This is a genomic window from Embleya hyalina (genome assembly GCF_003967355.1).
GTDB classification, from domain to species: Bacteria; Actinomycetota; Actinomycetes; order Streptomycetales; family Streptomycetaceae; genus Embleya; species Embleya hyalina.
The window spans coordinates 68,752-94,457 of record NZ_BIFH01000018.1; the positions used below are offsets into that span (position 1 = coordinate 68,752).

The window sequence follows — 25,706 nt, forward strand, 5'->3', positions numbered from 1 at the left end:
AGGCCTCTCATGTCCGACCTGTTGCGCGCCCCCGCCGAACTCAAGTACGCCGAGGAACTGGACTGGCTGGAGTCGATCGACACCGGTCCCAAGCCCTTCACCTGGCGGCTGTCCCCGAAGATGATCCGTCTGTTCGTGCTCGGCTCCGAGCGCTCCGACGGCCTCGACCGCGAGATCGCGCAGAAGTGGTTCGGCGACCGCAGCATCGTCGAGCGCGCCATCGTCACCCTCGCCTCCGACCGGGGCCTGCTGTTGATCGGCGACCCCGGCACCGGCAAGAGCTGGCTGGCCGAGCTCCTCGCCGCCGCGATCTGCCGCGACTCCACCCTGGTCGTCCAGGGCACCGCCGGCACCACCGAGGACCACATCAAGTATTCGTGGAACGTGTCCATGGTGATCGCCAAGGGCCAGTCCCGCGAATCGATGATCCCCTCGCCGATCATGACCGCGATGGAGGCCGGTGCCATCGGCCGCTTCGAGGAACTAACCCGCTCCACCAGCGACGTCCAGGACGCGCTCATCTCCATCCTGTCCGAGAAGTACGTCTCGGTGCCCGAACTCGACGACGACGCCATCGTCTTCGCCAAGCCGGGCTTCTCGATCATCGCCACCGCCAACAGCCGCGACCGGGGCGTCAACGACCTGTCGTCCGCGCTCAAGCGCCGCTTCAACTTCGTCCGCATCCCGGTGGTGACGAACAAGAAGAGCGAGGCGGAGATCGTGCGCTTCCGCACCGAGGAACTGCTGCGCCGACACGAGATCGAACTGGAAGTGCCGCCGAACCTGCTGGACGTGCTCCTCCAGAGCTTCGCCGACCTGCGCGCCGCCGCGGCCGCGGCCCGCAGCGACGACGAGAAACTGGAATCGTCGCTGTCCACCGCCGAGCAGATCGGCGTGCTCGAAGACGCCATCCTGCACAGCAACTTCTTCGGCGAGCGGGCGTTGACCGCACACACCCTCGCCGCCTCGCTGGTCGGCTCGCTGGCCCGCCGCGAGCCGGAGGACCTGGCCATCATCAACAAGTACCTGCACGGTGTGGTCGAGCCGCGCGGCAAGGAGGAGGGCGGCGCGTGGCCGGAGTTCCTGGAGGGCGGCCGCTCGGCGATCGCCGGCCTGTCGTGAGCGGCCCGCCCGAGGGCGCCTTCGACGCCCTGCGCAGCCAACTCCGGGAAGCCGCAGCCACGTTCGCGGACGGCCCCGACGCCCTCGGGGAGATCCTGCTCGGCATCGTCGACGACGTCGACCGGGCCGTGCACGAACCCCTGGAGATCTTTCCCGTCTGTCACCACTCGCCCGCCTCCGCCACCGCCATGGCCCGCAGGCTGCGGGAGAAGCAGCCGAAGGTGGTCTACCTGGAACTGTGCGAGGACATGGCGCCGTTGCTCACCGAGCTGCGCAACTGCACGCTGCCGGTGGCCGTCCAGTCCTTCGCCAGCGAGATCGACGGATTCCCGCTCGACTGGGCGCCGCTGTCCGTGGTCGCGCCGATCACCGAGGCGTCGGCCGAATACCAGGCGATCGCCTACACGTTGGACACTCCCGGCACCGAACTGGTCCTGGTCGACCGCTCCTCGGACCACGTGTTCCAGTGGGAGCCACGCGGCGGCGAGGGAGCCGCGCCCGCCGCGCCAACCGACCCGGACGCGCCGCCGGCCGACGAGGAGAGCGCGTTGCACGGCGACTCCGTCGGCCTGGAGATCGGCGACCTGCGCCCGCGCTTCGCCGAGCTGGAGGAACACCTGCTGCGCCAGGGCCGGGTCCGGCACTGGTCGGAGTGGTGGCACCAGTACGTCGAACTGCCGCTCGGCGACTGCGACCACGACACCTACCGGCAGGTCATGCTGCTGATCGGCAGCCTGTTCCGCCGGCTGGCCCCGGGCGACGCGGGCCGGGTACGGGTGGACGAGGACCGCGAGCGCTTCATGTGGACCCGGATGCGCGAGCACCTGGCCGCGAGCGGCACCGACCCCGCCGACTGCCTGTACGTCTGCGGCGCGTTCCACGCGGCCTCCCGGGTCGAGGAGTTCGGCGTGCACGGCGCCGACACCTTCGAGATCACCCCGCGTACCGCCACCACCTGGCAGCACGGGCTGATCCCCTCCAGCCACGCCGCGATCGAGGCGCAGTTCGGCCTCGCGGCCGGCTCGGTGACGATCGCCGCCTCGGTGTGGGCGAAGAACCTCACCCGCAGCGGGGTGAAACCCTTCCGACTGACCGGGCAGGCGGGGGCGCGGAAGAAGAGCACGAAGCCCGCGAAACGCGCGGCGTCGGCGGTCGCCGCGGCCGGCGGCGGGCACGCCTCGTCGGCGTCGTCCGACTCGTCCGCCGACAAGCTGTCCGGTTTCCTGCGTCGTGCGCCGGTCCTCGACCGGCTGGACGAGGAGGAACTGCTCGGCTGGTCCGTGGACATCGTGCGCGCCGCGCGCCGCAACGGCTACCTGGCCTCGACCGCCGACGCGATCGCCGTGTTCGAGACGTCGATCCTGCTGGCCGGGCTGCGCGACCGGGCCAAGCCCTCGCCGTACGACTTCCAGGACGCGGCGGTCACCTGCATCGAGAAGGACCGCGTGCCCGGTCGGCGCGACGTGCGCCGGCTCGTCGAGATCATGATGGGCGGCGACCGGATCGGCCGGGTCGGCTACGACGCGCTGCCGCCGCTCGCCCGTGACGTGCACGACCGACTCGCGCCCCTGGGCCTGAAACTGGAACAGCGCGGTGTGCGCAGGGCGCTGCTCGACATCGCCGGGCAACCCGAACTGGAGCGCTGCTCCGATGTGTTGTGGATGTTGCGCTACCTGATGCCGCCGGGCGCCGCCCGACCGATCATGGGCGAGCGGCGGCTCGGCGAACGCTCCATCCAGGAGTCGTGGGACCTGGCCCTGGGTACCCACCAGCGGGCGCTGATCGAACTCGGCTACGAGGGCGTCAGCATCGAACAGGTCCTGGAGCAGCGGCTGCGGCGCGCGGCGTACGGGCCGAACGCGACGACCGCGAACGTATTGGCGGCGGTCGAGGACGCCACGCTGTACCTGCGCAGCCGCCGACTGGCCGACGAACTGGGCACGCGGGCGCTGGAAGTGCTGGCCACCGAGCGCAGCGTCGACGGCGCGCCGGAGGTGCTGCGCCGGGTGCGCCGGTTGCTGGCGTACTACCGGACCAGCGAATCGGTGCTGCCGTCGTGGATCGAGTCGTTCGTCAAGACCGGATACGCGCACTACTGCACGCTGTTGCCGACGGCGTTCGCCGACGAGGACGCGACGGTGCGCCAGGTCGCCGCGACGCTGGGCTTCCTGTTCGGCATGGAGAGCCTGGCGCTGTCGCTGGGCTGCGACCGGACCCAGCTGGAGTTGGCGGTCGCCCAGTCCCACCCGGAGGAGCCGTCGAAGGTGGCGCTGCTGTGGGCGGGACAGGTCCACCTGGGCCGGCTCTCCCGGGCGGAACTGCGCGCGCGTTGTGACGAATTGCTCGGCAACCCGCTGGTGCTGCCGGCCTACCCGCGCTATCTGAGCGGGTTGGTGTACGCGTTGGAGCCGGTGCCGGCGCTGACCGACTTCGTCGTGGAGGCGGTGTCCAACGCCTTCGCCCGCTTGCCGGACTCGGTGTTGTTGCCGTGGTTGCCGACCCTGATCGGCACGCTGCGGGCCGGTGGCGCCGAGTTCGCGCCGCTGCTGATTCGCGAGGCCGGGCGGATCTTCCCGGGTCGGCTCGCCGCGCTGGACGAGTGGGTGCCGCCGTGGCGGGCCCAACCGGCCTCGGCGGCGCCGTCGGCGTCCCGGGCCTCGGGCGCGGCACGTGGCCCGGCCCTCCTCTTCGCGCATCCGCACACGTGTGACGCGGTGGCGCGGTTGCTGGGGTGCGAGGACACGTGGGAACCGGGCGCGGGGGACGGGCCGGAGGGCGTGGCCCTGCTCGGCCGGTACCCGACGACCGCGGCGGCGGTCGAGGCGCTGTTGGCCGGCTGAGCGCACCGCCGGCGGCGGGGCACGCCCCGACCACGGCCGGGTGGGGACGGTTCGACACCGTCCGCACCCGGCCGTGTCCGGTATCAGGAACCACTTCCGGGCCGGTCCTCGGCACCGACGGCGTAGCCGGCCAGGCCGTCGGCCATACGCTGCATGAAGCGGGTCAGGTACCACCGCCAGAACGGGCCCGAGAACGGCCACTTCGGCTGGAAGATCGCCGACCAGGTGATGTCGGTGCCGCCCTCGGGCGCCGGAGTGAGGTCGACGGTGCCGCGAAAGGACCGGAACAGGTCGCCCTCGTTCGTGTACTGGAAGCGCCGGTCGATGACCAGGTCGACGATGCGTTCCCGAGCGCTGCCCCGGCCGGTCCGGAAGACACGGACGTCGCCGACCCGCTGCGGGCCCTCGGGATCGCCGTCGCCCTCGACGGCGGCGGAATCGATCGGCGACCACTCCGGCCAGGTGGCGGCCCGAAGGAGGACCGCGAAGACCGCGTCGGGACTCGCGGGGGAATGGGAGGTCACGGTGTAGGTGTAAGGCACGTCGTCACGCTAGGACGGCGCCGGCGGCTCGGGCCATGCGCCGGATTGCGCACCCGTCGCGGAAATCTTGCGGTACTCCGACGGGCGCACCCCGACATGCGCCAGGAAGGCCGAGGACAGGCTGCCGGGCCCGGCGAAGCCGCAGCGCTCGGCGATTCGCGTGATGGTGAGGTCGGTGTCGTCGAGCAGTCGCCGCGCGTGTTCGATCCGCAGCCGGGTGAGGAACGCGTGCGGGGTCTCGCCGGTGGTTCGGCGGAAGACCCGGATGAAGTGGTAGACGCTCAGGTGCACTTCGGCGGCGAGATCGGCCAGCGTGAGGGGATGGGCCAGGCGTTCGCGCATGATGGCGACGGCCCGCCGGACGGCCGAGGGTTCGGGGCCCGGCACACGCTGATCCCGGCCCCGGGCCAGCAGGTGGGTCACCAGGACCGTCGCGGCCGATTCCGCGTAGACGTCGGTCGCGCCCGCGACCGTCGGCAGGGCGCGTACGACCTGCTCGACGAGGGCGTCACCCGCCGCCAGGCCGCCGGCCATGGCCTCGAAGTCCGGCTCGGGTCCGCCGAGTTCGTCGGCCACCCGGACCACGGTCGCGTGCGGGATGTGTACCTGGACGGTCCGCATCGGCGGCGTCGCACGGTAGCTGCGCACGGTCGCCTGACCCGGGAGCATCAACTCCAGGCGTCCCGGCACCCAGCGTCGGCGGGTGGGCCTTCCGCCGGCACGGATCCACATGTCCGCGTCACCGCTCGTGTAGAGCACGAGATGCAGGTCGGCGACTCCCGGCAGCGGAAAATCCTCGGCCTCCCGCGCGTGGGTGAAGCTCTGCACCAGCAGGGAGCGCCAGCCGGCGTCCTGCCAACTGCAGAAGGTGCGTCGCACGACGCCGTCCATGTCGACGTCGGTATACGGCGCGAGGTCGAAGTCGGACGAGTCGAACACCGCACGATTCTCGCATCCCGACGCGTCGCCGGAGGTGTCCGCCTTGGGGCGAGGCCGACCACGCCCGCGCCGCGGACGGTGTGATCCACGCCGTCGCCGACGACCGGATCGGCCGAACCGCGACTCGACGCCCTGCGTGCGGGCGCCTCGAGGTGATCCTGCCGCTCGACCGACCCATGGCGCGGGTGGCACCCCGCGACACCGCCGAGGTCGCGGCCACCCGGGCGGACCGGGCGCGGCGCGCGGCCACGGGCCGGCGGGATGATCTACTGGGCCCGGCAGACGAGTTGTTCGGACGAAGGGTTCGGGTCGTGTTGATCGATCTCACCGGGAAGACCGCCCTGGTCACCGGTTCCACGCAGGGCATCGGGGCCGCGATCGCGAAGGGCCTTGCCGAAGCGGGAGCGGAGGTCGCCGTCAACGGACGTACGCCGGAATCGGTCGCGGCGGCCCTGGAGCGGCTGCGCAAGGACGTACCGGGGGGCGAATTCCGGGCCGCGCCCGGGGACATCGCCGAGGACGAGGGAGCGGCGAGGGTGTTGTCCGCCGTTCCGTCGGTGGACATCCTGATCAACAACCTCGGCATCTTCGGGACCCGGCCGGCGTTGGAGATCGACGACGCCGAATGGCGGCGCTACTTCGAGGTCAACGTGCTCACCGCGGTCCGGATGACCCGCGCCTTTCTGCCCGGAATGCGGACGCGCGGCTGGGGGCGGATCCAGAACATCGCGAGCGACTCGGCGATCGCCACCCCGGCGGAGATGATCCATTACGGCATGTCCAAGACCGCGTTGTTGGCGGTCTCGCGCGGCTTCGCCAAGGAGGCGGCCGGGAGCGGCGTCACGGTCAACTCGGTGATCGCCGGCCCCACGCACACCGGCGGAGTCGAGGACTTCGTCTACGAGCTGGTGGATCCCGCCCTGCCGTGGGACCGGGCGCAACGCGAGTTCATGCGTCTGCACCGCCCGCAGTCGCTGATCCAGCGGCTGATCGAGCCCGAGGAAATCGCCAACATGGTGGTCTACCTGAGCTCCCCCTTCGCCTCGGCGACCACGGGCGGCGCCCTTCGCGTGGACGGCGGCTACGTCGACGCGATCACCCCCTGAGCCCGATCGCTCGCCGGATCCCGGTTCGGTGGAGCGTGTTCCGGTCGACGGGTGCGCGGGGCGGGTGCGGGACGGGCGCGGGACGCGGGATGTCGCCGCGTGCGGGGTGGGGCCGGAGGTCCGGGGAGCGGGCCCCCAACCGCCCGCTCCCCGGGAGCCAAAGGTCGGGCCCTACCCGACATCGACCTTCGGCGACCGCGAGAACCGGAACATGATCCGGATCCGGCTCTCGCAGGGTATGACGTTTCGCGATCCGAGAGTGTGACGGGTCCGGCGAAGAGAATTCCGTGCGTGTCCCGTCGGAGGGGATCGACGCCTACCCGGTTTTCTCCCGGAGTTCGTGCCGGCGGCGCAGCAGTGCGCGGCGGTGGGCGCGGGCGCGGTACAGGAGGCCCGCGGCCGAGGCGATCAGGGCCGTGCCGGCGAGGCCGGTGGCCAGGGCCGCGCCGGGGCCGCCGCGCGCGGCGGCGAGGGCGGCGCCGCCGACGGTGGTCGTGGTGGTCGCGGCGAGGGCGATCCAGCCGCCCACCACCCGGTCGTGGCCGTACAGCGGCCGGCGGGTGGTCAGCGCCCACGTGCCGAACGCGGCCCAGGCCAGGCCCACCACGATCAGTGCGGCGAACGCGATGCGGGTGCGGGTCGGCGGGGCGTCCGGTTCGGTCGCCCAGAGCAGCGCGATGAACGCCGCCCCGCATCCGCCGGCCAGGCCCACCGCGAGGTCGCGCAGACGCGAGCGCAGCGAGGTCTCGCGGGCGATCGTGCGGCGCAGACCGGGCGGCAGCGGCACGGGTTCTCGGTCGTCGTGGCCGGTGTGGCCGTCGCGGTTCACGGGTGTTCGCCCCTTTCGATCAGAATCTCCCGCAACATGCCGCGTGCACGCGACAGTCGGCTCTTGACCGTGCCAGCCGGCACGTCCAGCACGGCGGCGCAGGTGGCCAGGGGAAGGTCTTCCAGGTGGAACAGGATCAGCACCTCGCGTTCCTTCGGCGGCAGTTTGTCCAGGCCGCCGCGGATCGCCATACGATCCAGCACACCGTCGGGGAAACCCTCGTCGTCGGCCCGCTCCCCGGCCTCCTCGGCGGCCACCTCTCGCGCGGAATACGTCTGCCGCAGGTGGTTCATGACGGTCCGTCGGCCGATGGTGAACAACCACGGCACGAACCGCTCCGGCCGCCGCAACCGGGGCAGCCCCCGGAGCACCCCGACCCAGGTCTCCTGGGCAAGGTCGTCGGCGGCACCGGCGGATTCGACCATGCCCCGCAGGTACCGCCACAGCGGCCCGTGCCAGAGCTCCACCAACTCGGTGAACGCCTCCCGCTCACCCAACTGACACCGAATCACCAACAACTCGTCGTCGGAACCCGCGTCCGCGTCCGCCGCGTCCGCGTCCGCGTCCGACCCCACGTCCATCCACCCCTCCTCACCACACCGGGCGGCTCCCACCGCTCTCGCCGGGTAAGTCGGGCGCCGCCCCGAAAAGGTTCACAAGTTCGTGGGGGCGACCCGGTGGGATCAGGTTCGGATGAGGTGGCGGGGGAGGGCGTGGGCCTTGCGGCCCGTGGGGGTGGTGATGGTGCGGGCGGCCAGCAGGGCGTCGATCACGGCTTCCTCGACACAGTCCATGGCGGCGGTGAACAGGGTTTCCAGGTGGGCCTGTTCGAGGTCCGTCGAAGGGCTCCCGGAGGCGGTGGAGAAGGCCAGGCCGTAATCGCCGTTGCCGCGGCCGAGCGCGGCGCCGACGCGACGGAGGGCGAATACGCCGCGGGCCGCGATGCGGGACAACTGCCGTGCCGTGCATGGGACATCGACGGCCAGTACGACCACGCAGGAACTGTGCGGGGTGGCCGGTCCGGCGCTCGCCAGGCCCAGGCCGACCGGCGTCACCGACCGCCCGAGGAGGCGCAACTCCCCGTCCATGTCGGCCTGGACGAGTGCGCCCACGGTCGCCGACCGGGCACCGAGCGACACCCGGCGCGACGCCGAGCCGATACCGGCCTTGAAGCCGAGGGCACACGCCCCCGCGCCGCCGCCGACACTGCCCAGCTCGACCGGACCGTCGTGCGCGCCCGTCAACGCGGCAGACACGTGCTCCCGGGTGAGCGGCCGCCGGACCACCGGAGCCGGCCACGCGTCGTCGATCCCGCCGACCACCGGCCCGTCCGGATGCTCCGAAACCCGGTTCGGCGTGGAGGTGAGCAGGATCGGCGTCGCCAGCTCGGCCCGCTCCACCATCTGGGTGACCCCGACCGACTTCCCGTGGCCGCTGCCGAGGTACAGCCCCGCCGCCAACGACCGGGCCTCCCGCATCGCCGTCGGCACGATCGCGGTCACCCCCGAGCGCACCCCCTCCGCCTCGTCCACGAGCGTCGTGTGCCCCACCAGCACGCCCGACACGTCGGTGATCGTGTTGTGCGGACCCGTCGCGAATCGCCCGACCCGATGCCCCGCGTCCCGGAACCGCAGCGCGCGCACCGGGTCTCGCTCTGCCTCGTTCACGGTCGACCCGGCCTTTCTCGGGGGAGCAACACCCCCGATTCTCACCGGCTCCCGGTCGTCGATCTCCGTCGTGGGGTCCGAATTTCGCCACGCCGTTTGGGGTCTTCCGCCAAAAGACGCTCGGCGCCCGGGTGCGGACGGTGCGTGACCACGGCGGAGTCGGTCGGCAGGCGCGGCGCGAGCGCGGCCTCGGAGCCCGCGGGGGCGCCGGGGGCTGTCCCCGACACGGCCGTGGGGCGTCGCCGGGCGCCCCCTCGCGGAATCCGCAGGATGGACATCGTGCACCGGCGGACACCCCGTCGCCGGGACCCGTTCAGTCGAGCGCGGGGGCGGTGGGGCGTCCCGTGACCAGGCGGCGCAGCAGTGTGGTGAGCAGGTCGCGGTCCGGTTCGGGCAGGGCGGCGAACCAGTCGAGTTCGCGTCGGGAGTGGGCGGCGAACGCCTCGGCGATCGACGCCCGGCCCTGCTCGGTCAGGGCGACCAGGACCGCGCGTTTGTCCCCGGCGACCCGTCGGCGCTCGACCAGGCCGTCACGTTCCAGGGTGTTGATCGCGTTGGTGAGCGCCGAGCGGGACAACACCGACAATTCGGCGAGCCGAGCGGGCTGGGTGGGGCCGAGCATCCACAGCTTGAACATGATGCGAAAGCCCGGCAGGGTCCACCCGCGCGGCCGATGCACGGTGGCCTCGAGGTCGGCGACCAGCAGATACGCCACGTGCAGCAGGTGGTAGCCCAGGTCGAACGCGCCGGGATCGGTGTCCGGCGCCAGTTCGACGATGCGTTCGCGCGCCTGGTCGGCGTACCGGACGTCCGGCAGTCGGGTCGGCTCGGCGGGGGGTGTCGCGCGCGGCGTCATACGTTCCGTCTCGCTCGGTGGGTGGGGGTGGTGCGGGTGTGTGGTGCCCATCCTGCACGTGGCGCACATCCTGCCAAGGGTCCTTGCGCAATCCGGTCCATGCCCCCAGGATGAGCAAAGTTGTTATGGCTGAAACAATCTATCGCTCCGGGAGGACTTCGTGCGCGTCATCGTCGCCGGAGGAGGAATCGGCGGTCTGACCGCCGCGCTGTCGTTGCACGCGGCGGGTATCACGGATGTCACCGTCCTGGAGGCGGCGGCCGAGATCCGTCCGCTGGGCGTGGGCATCAACGTATTGCCGCACGCCGTACGCGAGTTGACCGAACTCGGCCTGGCCGACCGGCTGTCCGCGCTGGGCGTGCCCACCGGCGAGCTGGCCTACTTCAACCGGTTCGGCCAGGCCATCTGGTCCGAGCCGCGCGGGCTCGGCGCCGGCTATCGCTGGCCGCAGTACTCGGTGCATCGCGGCGGCCTCCAGATGTTGCTGCTGGACGCGGTCCACGAACGCCTGGGTGCCGACGCGGTGCGCACGGGCCGACCGGTCGCCTCGTACGAGGACCTGCCGCAGGGGGTGCGCGTGCACACCGCCGCGGGGTCGCTCGACGGCGATGTGCTGATCGCCGCCGACGGGATCCGCTCGGCGATCCGTCGGCAGCTCTTCCCCGAGGAGGGCGCGCCGCCGTGGAACGGCCTCGTGTTGTGGCGGGGCACCACCCGTGCACCCGCGTTCCGCTCCGGGCGGACCATGATCATGGCCGGCGACGGGACGGAGAAGTTCGTCGCCTATCCGCTCACGCCCGAGCCGGACGCGGACGGCCACCTGCTGCTGAACTGGATCGCCGAACGCCCGCTCGAGACCCCGCCGCCCGCCCCCGGCGACTGGAACCGCAGGGTCGAACCCGCCGACGTATCACGGCACTTCGGCGACTGGCGGTTCCCGTGGCTGGACATACCCTCGGTGATCGCCGGCGCCGACGCGGTGTACGAGTATCCGATGGTGGACCGCGATCCGCTGCCGCGCTGGACCCATGGCCGGGTCACCCTGCTCGGCGACGCCGCGCACGCGATGTACCCCATCGGGTCCAACGGCGCCTCGCAGGCGATCCTCGACGCGCGGGTGCTGGCGTGGCGGCTCGCCACGCACCCGATCGACGACGCGCTGGCCGGCTACGAGGCCGACCGCCGACCGGCGACGACCGCGATCCAGCTGGCCAACCGGGACCTGGGGCCGGAGATCGTGATGCGCCTCGTCCACGAACGGGCACCGCGGGGCTTCGCCGACATCGACGACGTGCTCACCCCGGCCGAACGCGAGGCCGCGGCGGCCGGCTACAAACGAGTCGCCGGCTTCGACCCGACGCTCCTCAACGAACGCGCGTCGTACACCGTCGACACGGGGAACCGGCCGTGAGCGCGGAGCCGTCCCGGGCCGAACCGGACCCGAGCGCGGAACCGACCCAGCCGGAGCCGGAACCGGAGCCGGAGCCGGCGTCGGGGTCGGCGTCGCACCCGGCGCCGCATCAGAGCGCGGCGCCCTACCCTTGGCCCTCCCCGAGGCTGAGCTTCCTCGCCCGCTTCCGGGTGGACCTGGAGGCCATGCTCGACCTGGGCGCCACCCCCTGGGGCGAGCGCCGGATCATCCCGATCGTCGGCGGCTCCTTCGAGGGCCCACGACTGCGCGGGGACATCCTCCCGGGCGGCGGCGACTGGCAGATCGTGCACCCCGACGGCGTCGCCGAGATCGACACCCGCTACACCCTGCGCACCGACGACGAGGCGCTGATCCACCTGACCACCACCGGACTGCGGTACGGCCCGCCCGAGGTCGTGGCCCGGCTGCGCCGGGGCGAGGACGTGGATCCGCGCAGCTATTACTTCCGGCTCGTCTGCCGCTTCGAGACGGGCGACGTCCGCTACGCCGGGCTCAATCGCACCATCGCGGTCGCGGCGGCGATGCGCAGCGCGAACACGGTCCGATACGAGGCGCACGCGCTGGTGTAGCGCGCTTCGGCGCGGTGGGCGGCCACGACGGGCCCACCGCGCCGAAGCCGTGCTCAGCCCGTGATCACGGCGAGCGCGAACCCGTCCCACCCCTTGTCGCCGACCGTCTGCACGGCGGTGGCGTCGAGGCGGGGGTCCTTGGCGAGCAGTTCGAGGGTCGTGCGCACACCCTGGGCGCGCGCGCCGCCCGCCGCCCCGTCGAGGACGGCGCCGCCCAGCACGACGTTGTCCAGGACGATCACCGCGCCGACCCGGGCCAGCCGCAGCGACCACTCCAGATAGTGCGGGTAGTTGTCCTTGTCGGCGTCGATGAACACCAGGTCGAACGGCCCGCCGCCCTCGGCCTCCAGCACCGGCAGCGTCTCCAGGGCCGGCCCGACCCGGACCTCCACCCGATCGGCCAGGCCCGCCCGCGCGATGTTCGCCCGGGCCACCTCGGCGTGGCGCGGCGCGTATTCGAGCGTGACCAGGCGGCCGTCCTCGGGCAGCGACCGCGCGAGATGGATGGTGCTGTACCCGCCGAGCGTGCCGATCTCCAGGATGCGCCGAGCCCCCCGGATCCGGGCCAGGAGATGCAGGAGCCGGCCCTGGTGCGCGGTGACCGCGATCGGCGGCAGACCCGCCGCGTCGCTCTCCCGCTGCGCGGCCTGCAACGTCTCGTCGTCGGCGCCGAGCAGATCGGTGAAGTATCCGTCCACGGCGCTCCATTGCTGCTGTGACACGAAGCAATTCCTCTCCTCGACCAAGCACGGAACCCCCGTCGCCCTCCGACGATGCCGGCCCGGCCCCACCGGGCACAGCCCGAGCCCGGGCCTGACATGCGATCTCTGAAGTTAGAGGGTGTCACGAACATTCTTGACTCTACTCACTCACCGGCGTTATAACTTCTAACGAACGGCAAACCAGCTAAGCCAACGAGGGGAACGTCATGTCAGCCACCTCCGTCTCGCCCGCGACCACCGACCGGCGCATTCCGCGGGCGGTGACCGTCTCCGCCTGGCTGGTCCCCGTCATGGTCCTGGCCCAATTCGCGCTGATCGCCGTCGTCCCGGTCGTCATCGCCCTGATCGGCGCCCTCACCCGGGTCGCCGACCGGTCGGTGCGCGCGGCGGCCGCACTCGTGGCCGCGGCCTTCGCGGTCCCGCTCACGGTCTGGCTGGTGCGCCCCGACGGCGCCCAGAGCCTGTCCAAGGACATCCACCCCGTGTTCGTGGCCCTGCTCGTCGTCGCCTCCGCGGCCCTGGTCACCGCCATCCACCGCCCTCGCCGGCGCTGAGGCGACCCCGGGCGAGCCGGGCCGCGCCGCCCCGGAGCCCATCGTGCGCGCCACCCCGGCCGTCGGGCGTGGACCGGAACGCCGAGCGCGGGCAGGGCGATTCGCGTCGGCGGCTCGGGCACGGACGGTGAACGCGGCCCGGATGGCGGCCGCGGGGCGGGCGGCCGCCGTCGGGCGTGGCGGTTCGAACGGGTCGGCTACTCCGACGTGTTCCGGCTGCCGCCCGCCTGATCGTTGTCCTTGAGCGTGCCCCAGCCGTGCCAGCGGTCGATCCGGATCCAGGCGCTGACCCGGCCCCGTTCCCGCTGCGGGTAGGGCTGCCCGCCGTAGTGCCGGGACAGCCGGTCGATGTCGGCCAGGTCCTTGTCGTCGCGGATGTCCTCGACGGTGCCGACGATGCTCAGGTGCGTGTACCAGTTGCCCTCGTCGAGCACGGTGAGCGAGACGCGGGGGTCGTTGCGGAGGTGTTCGAGCCGCTTGCGGCCCTCGTCCAGATTGATCAGGACGCGTCCGTCGTCCCACAGGTACCAGGTCGCCGTGGAGACGGGTTGGCCGTCGGGCCGGAGTGTGGTCATCACGGCGGGGTTGGGCTTCCGCAGCATCGCGATGGCCTGTTCGGGCAACGGCGGCTTCGACATGAGTCCTCCTCGTCGCGGGTCCGGCCGCGGTGGGATGCGCGGCGACGTCGCCGCACCGGACCGCACCGAAACACTACCTCCGACCCGCTCCCCGGCAGGTGTCCGCACCCGGCCGAACGCCTCACGGGGCGCCGCCGACGCACCGTCCGCCGGCCGGCCGCACGCCGCCGGCGCGTACCGATACGGCCGCCCTCGGGGTGGTATCCGCGGCACGCTCCTCGTGTCTGCCCCGGCCCGGTGTTTCGTCCCGTTTAGGGTGATGGTCGCGTGTTCGGGAGATCGGCTTCCGGCGATCGGGAATCCAGGTGTGTCCGTATGTCGCTCAGTATCCGCAACCAGTTCCCGGGCACCACGGTCTCGGTGACGACCGGTGAGGTGATGGCCGCCGTCAAGGTTCGCCTCGGCTCCGGTCGCGAACTCACGGCCGCCGTCACCGTCGACGCGGTGCGCGACCTCGGTCTGGCCGAGGGCAGCGCCGTCCTGGCCCTGATCAAATCCACCGAGGTCTCGCTCGCCACCGGTGCCGTCGACGGGCTGAGCATCCGCAACCGCGTCCCCGGCACGGTCGTCGAGGTGGCCTTCGGCGGTGCGATGGCCGGGGTAAGGGTCGCCGTCGCGGACGGCGAACTGACCGCCGTCGTCACCGCCGAGGCCGCGAGGGAACTGGGCCTGACGGCGGGTACGGCGGTGACCGCCCTGCTCAAGTCGACCGAGGTCGCGCTCGCCACCGCCTGACCCGAACCGGTGTGGCGGCGCGGCGCACCCGCTCCGACCGCGTCGCCGCACGGTCGCCGCTCACACGAATCGGCCCTCCCGCCGCGGCCCGCCGACGCCGAACGCGATGTCGCGCGTCCCCACCATCCACCGCCGCAACCACCGCAGTTCGCCGTCGTCCACCCGGCGGCGCATGCCGTGGTGGTCGCAGGCCACGAACCGGTCGAGGGAACGCGCGTGCACCACCCCCCGGTGCTCGATCCGGGTGGCGAGCGTCATGTCGGACCGGCCCAATCGGGCGACCGTGGTGGCGATGCCCACCGGCTCGGCGAGCATCGGCAGCGGAACCAGGAACGTGGTGTCGCGGTGTACGACCGACCACGCGACGTCCAACACCCGCTCGTCCGGCTGCCCGGCGGCGGTGAGTTCCACCTGCGCGTCCTCGATGTACCGGATCAGCGAGAGGTTGTGCACGCTGCCGAAACGGTCGAGATCCGAGATCCGCGTGCGCCGCTGGGTGCGAAACTCGGGCACCGGCGCCGCGGGGGTCGCCCGGGTCGGTGAATGCGTTGCCGAGGTGGCCATGGTCGTGTTCGTCCTTCGTGTTCCGTGCCGAGTACGTCGGCCGTGCCTCCCGGAACGCGCGGGCCGCCGTCGCGAACGACACCGCGACCCGCGAACCGTCCCGGGAGACGTGGCGTACGACATCCAACGACGCGGTCCGCACGAGGTCACGAAGGAGGGTCCGTGAATCCGCCGCGCCCGCGCGAGCGGTCAGCGTGCGTCGGCGCGGCGCAGCGTCGTGGGCAGGAAACCGCCGCCGTCGACCTCGAACGCGTAGCCCCGGGTGAAGTAGGGGACATTGCTGTCCATGAAGGTGATCACGTCGATCCGCTTCATCAACTCCTCCTCCGCCGCGGTCCATTCGGCGCAGCCGGAGGTGTCCGGCTTGGCCATCGCGAGCGCCGTCAGGCGCTGGTACTCCGGGTTCTGCACGGAACCGAAGTTCAGCCCCTCGGGCGGCTTGGTCCCGGAGAAGAACGGCATCATCTGGTCGGGCGTGCTCAGCGACAGCGGCGCCCACGCCACGTCCCACCGACCGGCCATCAGCGTGGACACCTTCGTCGCCGGCGTGGTCGGTCGGGGTTCGACCTTCACGCCGAACGACTTCCACTGCTTGACCGCCAACTCGGCCGCCGCGACGACCTGGGTGCCCGACAGGCCCGGGTAGGGCACCTCGATGGACAGCTGCCGGCCGTCCTTGGTCCAGTACCCACCGGATTTCCGCCACCCCGCCGCGCGCAACAGCTCGGCGGCGCCGTCCACGTCGTGGGTCGGGAGGTTGGCGGTGACCGAGTCGGTCGGACAGGGCGGGGACATCGCGGTGCCCAGCCGGGTCGGCCGCATCCCCTTGCCGCCGGTGGCGACCGCGCCGAGCTGTCGGAGGTCGATCGCCGTGACCAGCGCCCGGCGCACCCGCGGATCGGCGGTGACCCGGTTCGGGTCCTCGTTGAACAACAACTGGCCGAGCGGGTCCTGCATGGCCGTGGACTTGATCCCGGCCGCCGCCAGCCGGGACCGGTCGGGGCCGACCACCGTCGTGACGTCCAACTGGCCGCCCAGGAGCAGATTGGTCCGGGTGGACTCGTTGCCGATCACCTTGAAGACCACGCGGTCCGGGGTGCGGGCGTTGTCCACGCCGTCCGGACCCCAGGTGTAGCCCGGCCGTTTGGTGAAGGTGAAGTGGTCGCCCGGTACGGCCTCGGTCAGCCGGTAGGGGCCGGTGCCGTCCGAGGCATGGTCCAGTTTGCCCTGCGCGCGCAGGCCGGAGGGGCACACCAGTTGCAGCGTCGCGGCGTTGCGCAGCAGGAACGGGGTGGGTTCCGGGGTCTTCAGGGTCAGGATGCCGGCGGCGTCGTCGGCGGCGGCCGTGAGGCCGGGGGGCACGATCATGCCGAGCATGGGCGACGCGTTGGTCGGCTCGGCGATGTACGCGTACTGCGCCGCGATCGCCGACGGGGTCAGCGGCGTACCGTCGTCGCACGTCACGCCGCGCTTGAGGGTGAAGCTCGCGGTGGTCGCGTCGGTCGTCCACGTCTCGGCGACACCGGAGACGACGCGCCCGTCGGGCTGGATGTTGACCAGCCCGTCGTAGGAGAAGCGGTTCAGCATGAACGCGCTCGCGTTCAGCGCGGTGAGCGGATTCAGGCCACCGGGGTCGGCGACGACCCCGACGGTCATCGTGTCGCCGTCGCCGGCGTCGCCGCCGCCACCACTGCCGCCGCATCCGGCGGCGAGCAGGCCCAGGACGAGGGTCCCCACGACCCCTCGCGAGACGCGTCTCATCGCGCGCCTTCCGGGAAACACTCGGCCATCGGGACGGACTCGGCGACGGCGGGCCCGGTGCCGCGCACCGCACCCGATTCGGCGGCGGCTGCCCATCGGCGGTCTGCGGGCGGTGTACCCGGCAGTTCGGATCGTCCCGTCACGGGAAACCTCCTCGGAGTGCGGCCTGCGCCGCTGCGGATGATCACGGTAGGCAGTGGCCGGAAACCGGGGGATCGTCGCCGCGCACGAAGAACGATCCCCGATCCTGTACGAACCACCGACGCCGGGGCCGGCCGCCTCCGGGATTCTCGGCACGACGCCGGAACGGCCCGTTCCGCCGCCGGCCGCGCCCGACGCGTGCGCCGCGCCGCGCCCCCGGCCCGGCCGACGCCCCGAGCCGGCGCGCGATTGCTCCGGCGACGAATTCGCCTCCACCACATGGGAGTTGCCACCCGGTCCGGGTCCGACGCGTGCTCGCGCGCTGCGATCGGGTAGCCGGACCCGTGTGCCCTCGCGGTGGTCGGGGAAGTCGTTCCCCACGCGAACGCGGACACCGACGAAGGGGACACCATGCGTGAGGAGGACGGCCGGAGCGAGAGCGCGGACGAGCGGGCCGACCGACGGTGGAACGAGCTGCTCCAGGAGGTCCGGGTCGTCCAGACCGGGGCGCAGGTGTTGTTCGGCTTCCTGCTGAGCGTCGTGTTCACCCCGAAATTCGGCACCCTGGGCGACTTCGACAACGGCCTGTACGTGGCCGCCGTGGTGCTGGGCGCGGCCTCGATGGGGGTCCTGGTGTCCGTGGTCTCGGTGCATCGCGCGGTCGCGGGACGACACCGCAAGCCCGGACTGGTCCGCGTGGCCAACCGTCTCGTCCCACTCGGGGTGGCCCTGTCGGCCTGCACCATCGGCTGCTCGTTGTTGCTGCTGTTGCGGGTGGCGACCGACCCCGTCACCGCGGCGGTGCTCACGTCGGGGGCCGCGATCTGGTTCCTCGGATGGTGGCTCGTGCTGCCGATGGCGCTGCGCCTGGGCGACGCGGGATCGCGGGAGGCGGACGACGCCGCGGAGGGTGGCGGGGCCTGACCGACCGCCCACGCCGCGTTCGGCCCCACGGCGCACACGCGTCGACGCCGACGCGGGCGGCGGCGGTGCGGACCATCGCGCGGCACGGCGTGGTGCGACGTCCGTCACGTGTGCCGGCGTTCCGGGGGAGTTCGTGACAGAACTGATCTGACGGGTCGTCAGGTCAGCTGGCGGCCCCCGGATCCCGGAGTCGCCGCGTGTCGACCGCAGTACCCTCATCCGGCCTTCGTTCCCGTCTGCTGGTGCCGACCCTGGCCTTCGGCGGCGTCCTGATGGCGCTCATGCAGACGGTGATCGTGCCGCTGCTGCCCGCACTTCCCGGCGACACCGGGTCCTCGCCGGGCACGGTGAGTTGGATGCTGACCGCGACGCTGCTCTCCGGCGCGGTGCTCAACCCGGTCCTCGGGCGGGCCGGCGACATGTACGGCAGACGCCGCGTCCTCGTCGCCGCGCTCGTGGTGATGACGGTGGGCTCGGCGCTGTGCGCGCTGACCACCGACATCGGCGTACTGATCACCGCGCGGGCGCTCCAGGGGACCGCCGCCGCCGTGGTGCCGCTGGCGACGGGCATCCTGCGGGACGAACTGCCGCCACACCGGGTCGGCTCGGCGGTCGCGCTGATGAGCTCGACGGTGGGCATCGGGGCGGCGGCCGGCCTTCCGCTGGCGTCGATCGTGGTGCGGCACGCGGACTGGCACGTGTTGTTCCGGGTGACCACCGGCCTGGGCGCGCTCGGCGCGGTGCTCTCGTGGTGGGTGCTGCCGCGCTCGTCGGTACGCACGCCGGGCCGGTTCGACGCGGTCGGCGCGCTGCTGCTGACCACGGGCCTGGTGGGCGTGCTGCTCGCGGTGTCCAAGGGCGGCGACTGGGGGTGGACGAGCCCGGCGGTGCTCGGTGTCGGGGCGGCCGGCGTACTCGTCCTGCCGCTCTGGGGCCGGCATCAACTGCGGGTGCGCGAACCGCTGGTGGATCTGCGTCTGGCGGCCCGCCGTACCGTGCTGTTGCCGCATCTGGCGGCGCTGGTGACCGGATTCGCCTTCTACGCCAACTGGCTCGCCACCGTGCAACTGGTCCAGGCGCCCGAGGGCACCGGATACGGCCTGGGGGCGTCCGCGCTGGTGGCGAGCCTGTGTCTGCTCCCCGGCGGGCTGACGATGGTGGTGATGTCGCCGGTGTCGGCTCGGTTGTCCGCCGCCCGCGGGGCGCGCCTGACGCTGGTGGCGGGGGCGCTGGTGATCGCCGGGGCCTATGTGGTGCGGGTGTTCACCAGCGAGCGGATGTGGACGATCACGGCCGGGGCGACGATGTGTTCGGTCGGGACCGGGCTGGTGTACTCGGCGCTGCCGACCCTGGTGATCCAGGCGGTGCCGGCGGCGCAGACGGCGGCGGCGACCGGCCTGAACGTGCTGATGCGCACCATCGGCCAGGCACTGTGCAGCACCGTGGTCGCCGTCGTGCTGACCACGGCGACCACGACGGTGCCGGCCGGCGCGGGGGACGGGGCGGGCGGCACCTACGCCTCGCTCGACGCGTACCGCATCGTCTTCGCCCTCGCCGCCGCGGCGGCCCTCGCGGCGGCACTCACCGCGGCGGCCATCCCGCGCACCGCGACGTCGCCCCCCGCCGGGTCCGGGACGCTCGACGTTCCCCGCCGCGCGTCCCGGGCACCCTCCTGACCCGGGTCGAGGCGCGCCGTTACGCGCGCGCCCCCAAGTCGTCTCGGGTCGCGTGCGGGTGGCCGCAGCGGAACAGCGGGTCGCGGGTGTCGAAGGGCACGTCCTCGCGGGAGTTCAGCACGGCCTCCATCGACGACGGCAGGTCGAACGGCAGTGTGCCCGGCGTCGGGGTCCGGCCGAACGCCGCGTCCAGGACCAGGTCGTCGTCGGCGCCGAAGTCGGCGATCAGGGCGGCCGCGCACTCGGCGAGCGGGGTCAGGACCGCGGCGCGGTCCAGGAAGACGTCGACGGTGGTCGGCACGGTCGCGCACAGTGCGCGCAGGCGTTCGACCTCGGCGGCGGGGAAGTCGAGGGACCCCGCGTGGAAGTGGCGTTCGAGCAGGCCCTCGCGGGCCTCGTACGGCGCGTCGATCCGGATCACGGCCAGGTCCGCGTCCTCGGGTCGCTCGACCACCGTGCCGTAGCGGGCGGCGACTTCGGGGTCGATGTTCTCCACGTACAGCCGGCGCCCCGGCGTGTCCGCGAACGGCTCTCCGGTGAGCCGGACCAGGGAGCGCCGCTGCACCCGGCGGCCCAGTTCGACGCGCGCGGGGTGGCCGACCACCCGCTCGGCGGCCTCGGGGTCGACGTACGGGTCGTCGAACAGGCCGAGGCGGAACTTGTCGCGCAGGATGCGCCGGGCCGACGCGTCGATCCGGGCCTCGTCGACGGCGCCGGAGCGTACCGCGTCGACGATCAGGTCGGATCGGGTCTCGCCGCCGAACTGGTCCACGCCCGCGTGCAGCATCAGCACCGCCTGCTCGGCGACGGTGAGGTGTTCGACGCCCCAGTTGCGCGGCGGCAGCGCGACGAGGCCGGGGATCTCCATGCCGGTGAGCACGTTGAAGTCGCTGCACACCACGCCGTCGAAGCCGTACCGCTCGCGCAGCAGCCCGGTGAGCACGTCGCGGTTGAACGAGGAGCCGACCTCGGCGAGCGCGGTGCCCATCGGGATCGAGTAGCACGTCATGACCTGGGCGGTGCCGACCTCGAAGGCGGCCTCGAAGGGCTTCAGGTGGTAGTCGAGGTTGCCGCCCGGGTAGACGGCGCGGGTGCCGTAGGCGAAGTGCGGGTCCTCGCCGCCCTCCTGGGGTCCGCCGCCGGGGAAGTGCTTGGTCATGCAGGCCACGCCGTCCGGGCCGAGCCGTTCGCCCTGCATGCCCCGGATGTAGCCGGCCAGGACGCGTCCGGCCCGGTCGGCGTCCTCGCCGAAGGTGCCGCTCGTGCGCGGCTTGCGGGGCTCGGTGGCGAGGTCGGCCATCGGGTGGATCGCGACACGCACGCCCACCGCGCGCAGTTCGGCCGCGATCGTCGCGGCGTACTCCTCGACGAGCGCGGGGTCGTCAGTGGCCGCGAGGCCGATCGGTTCGGGTCCTCGGCTGAACGCGCCGCCGGTGAACGCGGTGGCCGGGTTCTCGGTGAAGCCGTGGCGCGGGTCGGAGGCGAGCGTGACGGGGATGCCGAGGCGGGTCGCGGCGGCCAGGTCCTGCACGTGGTTGTTCCACCGGGCCGTCTCGACCGGCGAGGGCATGGCGGTCAACCCGAAGGTGTTGACGCCGCGTTCGCCGATCAGCTCGGCCCCGGACGGGATGCGGGCGCCGTCGCCGGGGATCATCCGGCCGCAACACATCAGCCCGGCCTTCTCCTCCAGCGTCATCCGGCCCAGCAGGTCGGCGACCCGCTCGTCGATCGGGAGCCGGGGGTCCTCGTAGGGCTCCATGGTCCCGTTGTGGTTGAGGTCGCGGAAACGGGTGCCGTCGTGGTGGCGAAGGGTTCGGAGCATGGCGGATCAGTCCTCGTGCCGGGCGAAGTGGTCGGGGCGGTGCCGAGTGGGATCGTGGGTGGGCGGGGCGGCGAAGGGCGGCAGCGGGCGGTGGCACGCGACGGCGCGCCGCTCGGCGACGGCGCGCCCCGCGGGTTCCTCGTCCGCGCACACCGCGCCCGCGCACGGACAGCGGGTGCGGAACCGGCAGCCGGACGGCGGGTCCGGCGGGGACGGCGGATCGACCGCGAGCAGGTGCCCGTCACCGAGCTCCCGCCCGGGCTCGGGCACGGCGGCGAGCAGCGCGGCGGCGTACGGATGCGCCGGTGCGGCCAACAGGTCCTCCGAACGCGCGGTCCAGGCCCACGCGCAGCGTGCCGCCGTCGACGGCGGCACCCGCGCCGGCGGGCTGTTCGTTCGCCACCGCGTCGTCGGAGGCCGAACAGCCGGCCGCCCCGAGCGCCGCGGCCGCGGCCGGTGCGACGGCCACCAGCCGTTTACGATTGTTCATCTGCCTCGCTCCATCCGGGATCACAAGCCCACAGGGGTGGACCTGCACCAACCCAGGAAAGTGGCACGGCTGCCAGGTGACAGTAGTGCAAACTTTCAAGGTGGGGAAGATTGCAATCCGGGACCCCGAACCCCCGGGATCCCAGCACGCGGACGAGGCGGCACCCCGACCGGGGCTGCGCGAACGCGAGAAGGCGCGGACACGCGACGCCATCCGGACCGCGGCGCTCGACCTGTTCGAGGAGCAGGGCTTCGAGGCGACCACGATCGACCGGATCTGCGCCCGGGCGAACATCGCGCACCGCACGTTCTTCCGCTACTACGAGTGCAAGGAGGCCCTGCTCTTCGGCTGGGGCTTCGGCCGCCTCCTCGTCGAGGAGTTCGCTGCGGCGCCCGCCGAATCGGACTCGTGGGCGGCCCTGACGCACGCCTTCGGCCGCGACGGCGGCGGAGCGCCGGAGGAGTCGGCCGAGACGACCGCGCGGCGCCGCGAACTGCGCCGCCGCTGTGCCGACATCCGCTCGATGCACGAGTTCGCGATCCTGCGGATCGGCGCACTCGCCCAGGACGCGGTCGCCATCGCCGCCGAGCGTATGGGCGTCGAGCCCGACCGGGACCTGCGCCCCGGCGCGATCGGCGCACTCCTCGCCGGCCCGGCCCGCCGTGTGGTCGTCGACGGCGCGACCGACGGACCGCAGGCCTGGGTGGCGGCCCTGCGCGAGGTGGTGGGGACGAGCGACGAGGGACCGTGAGCGAGGGGCGCCGAGACCCTGCCCACGACGGCGTCGCCGGAGTGCGCCGGAGCAGGCACGAAGCGCCGTGCGGTCCGGAGGGTGGGAGCGAAGTGCCGTGCGTTCCCGGGGAGTTCCTCGATGCCGAGCCGGGCCTTCGGTGGGATGGCGGGTGGGGCGCGCCGGTGGGCCGAGTCGGCGCGGTGTCGGTGTCGAATCCACGACACGCCGGTCTCGGGTACGGGCGGGGTTCGCTCGCGCGGGTGCTGATCGGGGCTACCGTTGGCGGCGTACCCGGGCACGCCGCCGGCTCGACCCGTTCGCCGCCGCATCCCACCCGCGCGACCGTGTTCCCTCGGGGTGTGCCGGCCGAGCCGCCGAACGTGCGCCCGGCACGTCGCCGAGTGCGCCGACCGACCCGAGGTGGGCAGGAGGAGATCGCCATGCGCGTGGTGGACGCCGAGGTGGAGGTCCTGATCGTGGGCGGCGGGCCGGTCGGCCTCACCGCCCGGGCGCTGCTCGAACGCTGGGGTGTGCAGGTGCTGCTCGTGGAGCGGCACCGCGAATTGTCGCCCTTTCCCCGGTCCCGGCTGGTCAACGTGCGCTCCATGGAGATCTTTCGCCGGCTCGGCCTGGCCGCCCGGATCAGGGCCGCGGGGTTCGCGCCCGAGTACGGCCGCGTCCGCTTCCGCGACACCCTGTACGACCGCGACTTCGCCGGCGAGGCGATGGTCGGCGTCGCCGCCCCGGTGCCCGAGAGCCCCGAATTCGGCGTGCTCACCTCACAGGACCGCCTGGAGCCCATCCTGCTCGCCGCGCCGGGTGCCCCGGTGCGCTTCGGCGTCGAGGTCGTCGACGTGGCCGAGGAGCACGACGGGGTGCTGGCCACGCTCGTCGACCACGGACGCGACGCCGAACTGCGGGTGCGGGCCCGCTACCTGCTCGGTGCCGACGGCGCGAACTCCACCGTCCGGCAGGCGTCGGGTATCGGCACCACCGGCCCCGGAGCGCTGGGACCCTTCACCACCGTCGTGTTCGACGCCGACCTCCGCTGGTGCGCCGAGCAACCGGCCGGGGTGTACCTGACCGCGCACGGCACCTTCGCCCCGCTCTATCCGGAAGGGGGCTGGGCCTGGTTCGGCTCCACACCGGCGACCGCCGAGCCCACCGACTGGGCCGAGGTCGTCGCGCGGGCCCTCGGCCCCGCGGCCGACGTCAAGGCCGAGGTGTTGCGGGTGCAGCCGTGGGTGATGAACGCGTTCGTCGCCGAACGGTTCCGGCACGGCCGCATCCTGCTGGCGGGCGACGCCGCGCACGCGTTGCCCATCTTCGGCGGCCTGGGGATGAACACGGGTCTCGCCGATGTGCACAACCTGTGTTGGAAGCTGGCGGGGGTGCTGCACGGATGGGCCGACCCGGTCCTGGTGGAGTCCTACGAGACCGAACGCCTGCCCGTCGCGCACCGGACCCTGCGCCAGGCGGTGGCCAACACCCGGCTGTTGATCGACGTGCAAAACCGCCGCCGCGAGCGGCTCGACGCCGGCGTCGCGCCCACGGACGCCGTCGAACTCCCCTGGTCGGAACAGTACTTCGCGCAACTCGGCCTGGTGCTCGGGGCCACCTACCGCTCCGGCGCCGTGCGCTCCGACGGCGAAGCCGCACCCGAACCCTCCGACGCGGACACGAACTACGTGCCCGGCGCGGAGCCGGGCCGGCGCATGCCGCACCTGTGGCTCGAGGACGGCCGCTCCACGCTCGACGCGGTCGGCGAGTGCTTCGCCCTGCTCACCCCCGATCCCGTCCGGTGGGAGCAACGCGCCTCCGTGGCACACCCGTTGCGGATCGAGACCCTTCCCGACGAACACCGCGAACTGTGCGGCCTCGGCGCCGATGGGGCCGTACTGGTCCGCCCCGACGGCCACGTCGCGGCACGCTGGCGCGACGGAGCGGGCGGCGGGACGACCGTCGGCGACACCCTCGCCACGATCACCGGTCGGGGGTGACCCGCCGCTCCGTCGCCGGCTTCCGTCGGCGCGCGTGTGGAGCACGGGGTGTTCGGCGGTCGTCGAGTCCGGCGAGGACGACGCCGCCGATGATCAGCAGGCCGCCGACCGTCCGGGAGGCGTTCGGCGCCTCGCCGATCAGCAACCACGCGAAGCCGACACTGGCGACCACCTCCAGGAGGGCGACGAACGAGGCCGTGCGGGAACCGAGCAGACGGCTCGCCGCGGTGCCCGTGGTGTAGGCCAGGGCCGCGGTGACCAGGCCGAGCAGGAGCACCGGCACCCACCAGGGCGCGCTGCCGACGCGGTAGTCGGCCGGGTCGGGCGTGGCGTGCATCGGCAGCAGACCGACCGCCGCGAGCACGGCGAGGGTGGCCGTGCCGACCACCAGACCGGCACCGGTCAGCGCCACCGGCGGCAGGCCGGTGTCGGTGTCCGCCGCGATCAGGAAGTAGGCGGTCAGGCCGACCATCGCCGCGAGCGCCCAGGCCACGCCCGACCAGGCCAGATCGGCGCCGGAGAACAGGTCGACGGCGAGGACCAGGCCCACGGCCGCCAGCCCGGTGCCGGCCAGGGTCGACGGTCGCGGGCGCCGACCGCGGCGCGCCCACAACCAGACCACCACCGCCGCCGGGGCGGTGTACTCGATGAGCAACGCGGGTGCGACGTCCATCGTGGTGACGGCGGAGAAGAAGCAGAACTGCGCGCCCGCCAGGCCCAGTACGCCGTACACCAGCACGGTGCGGGCCTGCGCGCGCAGTCGATGCCACCGCCCGCGCAGGGCCACGACCGCGAACGGCGCCACGACGAGCGCGGCCAGGCCGATCCGGGCCAGCACGATCGCCCCCGGACTCCAACCGGACGAGAGCAGCCCCCGTGCCAACGACCCCGACATGCCGAAGGAGGTCGCCGAGACGAGGGCGAGGAGCAGACCGCCGCCTAGACCGGCATGGGCGGATGGGCCGGAGAAGGTGCGCACACGCGGTATGTCATGGGCAATATCGGTCATAGACCATGACGGTAGGGGTGTGCTCGGTAAGCTGT

Annotated in this window: 25 protein-coding genes; 11 read left to right on the top strand and 14 right to left on the bottom strand. The window is 72.8% G+C overall.

The genetic code is table 11. The annotated features are described in order from the left end of the window. Positions 1-9 precede the first annotated feature (9 nt). Positions 10-1,122 carry an ATP-binding protein gene (locus EMA17_RS15930; RefSeq protein ID WP_126637679.1) on the top strand — a complete coding sequence of 371 codons (1,113 nt, stop codon included), beginning with the start codon at positions 10-12 and terminating at the stop codon, positions 1,120-1,122. Next, positions 1,119-3,962 carry a DUF5682 family protein gene (locus EMA17_RS15935; protein ID WP_126637680.1) on the top strand — a complete coding sequence of 948 codons (2,844 nt, stop codon included), beginning with the start codon at positions 1,119-1,121 and terminating at the stop codon, positions 3,960-3,962. Before EMA17_RS15930 ends, EMA17_RS15935 begins: the two co-directional genes overlap by 4 nt. A gap of 83 nt (positions 3,963-4,045) precedes the next feature. On the opposite strand, the gene EMA17_RS15940 is transcribed toward EMA17_RS15935, so the two are convergent. Together EMA17_RS15940 and EMA17_RS15945 are read right to left on the bottom strand one after the other, a co-directional pair. Beyond that, positions 4,046-4,504, bottom strand: a complete 459-nt coding sequence (locus tag EMA17_RS15940; RefSeq protein WP_126637681.1) for an SRPBCC family protein — start codon at positions 4,502-4,504, stop codon at positions 4,046-4,048. A gap of 9 nt (positions 4,505-4,513) precedes the next feature. After that, on the bottom strand, positions 4,514-5,443 hold the full coding sequence (locus EMA17_RS15945) for a helix-turn-helix domain-containing protein (RefSeq protein WP_174861374.1): 930 nt from the start codon (positions 5,441-5,443) through the stop codon (positions 4,514-4,516). Positions 5,444-5,754: 311 nt separating this feature from the next. On the opposite strand from EMA17_RS15945, the gene EMA17_RS15950 reads away from it, so the two are divergent. Further along, positions 5,755-6,549: an SDR family NAD(P)-dependent oxidoreductase gene (locus EMA17_RS15950; protein ID WP_126637682.1), complete on the top strand. Its 795-nt coding sequence runs from the start codon at positions 5,755-5,757 to the stop codon at positions 6,547-6,549. A 316-nt stretch (positions 6,550-6,865) separates the two neighbouring features. Here the strand turns inward: EMA17_RS15950 and EMA17_RS15955 are convergent, their stop codons facing one another. From EMA17_RS15955 to EMA17_RS15970, 4 genes are all read right to left on the bottom strand, one after another. Continuing rightward, positions 6,866-7,378, bottom strand: coding sequence for a transmembrane transport protein (locus tag EMA17_RS15955; protein ID WP_246126697.1), 513 nt, complete (start codon positions 7,376-7,378; stop codon positions 6,866-6,868). Then, positions 7,375-7,959: an RNA polymerase sigma factor gene (locus EMA17_RS15960; protein ID WP_126637683.1), complete on the bottom strand. Its 585-nt coding sequence runs from the start codon at positions 7,957-7,959 to the stop codon at positions 7,375-7,377. The genes EMA17_RS15955 and EMA17_RS15960 overlap by 4 nt, the downstream gene beginning before the upstream one ends. A gap of 102 nt (positions 7,960-8,061) precedes the next feature. Then, positions 8,062-9,045, bottom strand: coding sequence for a P1 family peptidase (locus EMA17_RS15965; protein WP_246126698.1), 984 nt, complete (start codon positions 9,043-9,045; stop codon positions 8,062-8,064). A 313-nt stretch (positions 9,046-9,358) separates the two neighbouring features. Continuing rightward, positions 9,359-9,901: a MarR family winged helix-turn-helix transcriptional regulator gene (locus EMA17_RS15970; RefSeq protein WP_126637684.1), complete on the bottom strand. Its 543-nt coding sequence runs from the start codon at positions 9,899-9,901 to the stop codon at positions 9,359-9,361. 160 nt (positions 9,902-10,061) lie between these two features. On the opposite strand from EMA17_RS15970, the gene EMA17_RS15975 reads away from it, so the two are divergent. Together EMA17_RS15975 and EMA17_RS15980 are read left to right on the top strand one after the other, a co-directional pair. Continuing rightward, positions 10,062-11,312 (top strand): flavin-dependent oxidoreductase, encoded by a 1,251-nt coding sequence (locus tag EMA17_RS15975; RefSeq protein ID WP_126637685.1) that lies wholly within the window; start codon positions 10,062-10,064, stop codon positions 11,310-11,312. Beyond that, positions 11,309-11,902 (top strand): DUF3237 domain-containing protein, encoded by a 594-nt coding sequence (locus EMA17_RS15980; RefSeq protein WP_246126699.1) that lies wholly within the window; start codon positions 11,309-11,311, stop codon positions 11,900-11,902. The genes EMA17_RS15975 and EMA17_RS15980 overlap by 4 nt, the downstream gene beginning before the upstream one ends. Before the next feature lie 53 nt (positions 11,903-11,955). Here EMA17_RS15980 and EMA17_RS15985 read toward each other — a convergent pair whose 3' ends face one another. Further along, entirely contained in the window at positions 11,956-12,624 is a 669-nt protein-coding gene (locus tag EMA17_RS15985) for an O-methyltransferase (RefSeq protein WP_126637686.1), read from the bottom strand. A gap of 206 nt (positions 12,625-12,830) precedes the next feature. Here EMA17_RS15985 and EMA17_RS15990 point away from each other — a divergent pair, with 206 nt between their 5' ends. Further along, on the top strand, positions 12,831-13,178 hold the full coding sequence (locus EMA17_RS15990) for a hypothetical protein (RefSeq protein WP_126637687.1): 348 nt from the start codon (positions 12,831-12,833) through the stop codon (positions 13,176-13,178). A 197-nt stretch (positions 13,179-13,375) separates the two neighbouring features. Here EMA17_RS15990 and EMA17_RS15995 read toward each other — a convergent pair whose 3' ends face one another. Beyond that, a complete protein-coding gene (locus EMA17_RS15995) occupies positions 13,376-13,816 on the bottom strand; it encodes a PPOX class F420-dependent oxidoreductase (protein ID WP_126637688.1) in 441 nt (146 codons plus the stop codon). Between the two features lie 315 nt (positions 13,817-14,131). On the opposite strand from EMA17_RS15995, the gene EMA17_RS16000 reads away from it, so the two are divergent. Further along, entirely contained in the window at positions 14,132-14,551 is a 420-nt protein-coding gene (locus EMA17_RS16000; protein WP_126637689.1) for a TOBE domain-containing protein, read from the top strand. A 60-nt stretch (positions 14,552-14,611) separates the two neighbouring features. On the opposite strand, the gene EMA17_RS16005 is transcribed toward EMA17_RS16000, so the two are convergent. The 3 genes from EMA17_RS16005 to EMA17_RS51775 form a co-directional block, all read right to left on the bottom strand. Then, positions 14,612-15,115, bottom strand: a complete 504-nt coding sequence (locus tag EMA17_RS16005; RefSeq protein WP_126637690.1) for an acyl-CoA thioesterase — start codon at positions 15,113-15,115, stop codon at positions 14,612-14,614. A gap of 189 nt (positions 15,116-15,304) precedes the next feature. Beyond that, positions 15,305-16,876 carry an ABC transporter substrate-binding protein gene (locus EMA17_RS16010; RefSeq protein ID WP_170222182.1) on the bottom strand — a complete coding sequence of 524 codons (1,572 nt, stop codon included), beginning with the start codon at positions 16,874-16,876 and terminating at the stop codon, positions 15,305-15,307. Continuing rightward, complete coding sequence (locus tag EMA17_RS51775; protein ID WP_160161424.1) at positions 16,873-17,019, bottom strand: hypothetical protein; 147 nt, start codon at positions 17,017-17,019, stop codon at positions 16,873-16,875. The genes EMA17_RS16010 and EMA17_RS51775 overlap by 4 nt, the downstream gene beginning before the upstream one ends. 409 nt (positions 17,020-17,428) lie before the next feature. Between EMA17_RS51775 and EMA17_RS16015 the strand changes: the two genes are divergently transcribed. Together EMA17_RS16015 and EMA17_RS16020 are read left to right on the top strand one after the other, a co-directional pair. Further along, the gene (locus EMA17_RS16015) at positions 17,429-17,941 is read left to right on the top strand and encodes a DUF6328 family protein (RefSeq protein ID WP_126637691.1); all 513 of its coding nucleotides are present in this window, start codon (positions 17,429-17,431) and stop codon (positions 17,939-17,941) included. 242 nt (positions 17,942-18,183) lie between these two features. Then, the gene (locus EMA17_RS16020) at positions 18,184-19,617 is read left to right on the top strand and encodes an MFS transporter (protein ID WP_126637692.1); all 1,434 of its coding nucleotides are present in this window, start codon (positions 18,184-18,186) and stop codon (positions 19,615-19,617) included. A gap of 19 nt (positions 19,618-19,636) precedes the next feature. Here EMA17_RS16020 and EMA17_RS16025 read toward each other — a convergent pair whose 3' ends face one another. Both EMA17_RS16025 and EMA17_RS54085 read right to left on the bottom strand, forming a co-directional pair. Further along, positions 19,637-21,439: a glycoside hydrolase family 3 protein gene (locus EMA17_RS16025; protein WP_126637693.1), complete on the bottom strand. Its 1,803-nt coding sequence runs from the start codon at positions 21,437-21,439 to the stop codon at positions 19,637-19,639. 6 nt (positions 21,440-21,445) lie between these two features. Further along, the gene (locus tag EMA17_RS54085) at positions 21,446-21,814 is read right to left on the bottom strand and encodes an oligopeptide/dipeptide ABC transporter ATP-binding protein (protein WP_281290505.1); all 369 of its coding nucleotides are present in this window, start codon (positions 21,812-21,814) and stop codon (positions 21,446-21,448) included. A gap of 215 nt (positions 21,815-22,029) precedes the next feature. On the opposite strand from EMA17_RS54085, the gene EMA17_RS16035 reads away from it, so the two are divergent. Beyond that, positions 22,030-22,680, top strand: a complete 651-nt coding sequence (locus tag EMA17_RS16035; RefSeq protein WP_160161425.1) for a TetR family transcriptional regulator — start codon at positions 22,030-22,032, stop codon at positions 22,678-22,680. Between the two features lie 422 nt (positions 22,681-23,102). Then, positions 23,103-24,662: an FAD-dependent monooxygenase gene (locus EMA17_RS16040; RefSeq protein WP_126637696.1), complete on the top strand. Its 1,560-nt coding sequence runs from the start codon at positions 23,103-23,105 to the stop codon at positions 24,660-24,662. Here the strand turns inward: EMA17_RS16040 and EMA17_RS16045 are convergent. Then, a complete protein-coding gene (locus tag EMA17_RS16045) occupies positions 24,646-25,671 on the bottom strand; it encodes an EamA family transporter (protein ID WP_126637697.1) in 1,026 nt (341 codons plus the stop codon). The two genes, EMA17_RS16040 and EMA17_RS16045, sit on opposite strands and share 17 nt — an antisense overlap. Between the last annotated feature and the right edge of the window lie 35 nt (positions 25,672-25,706).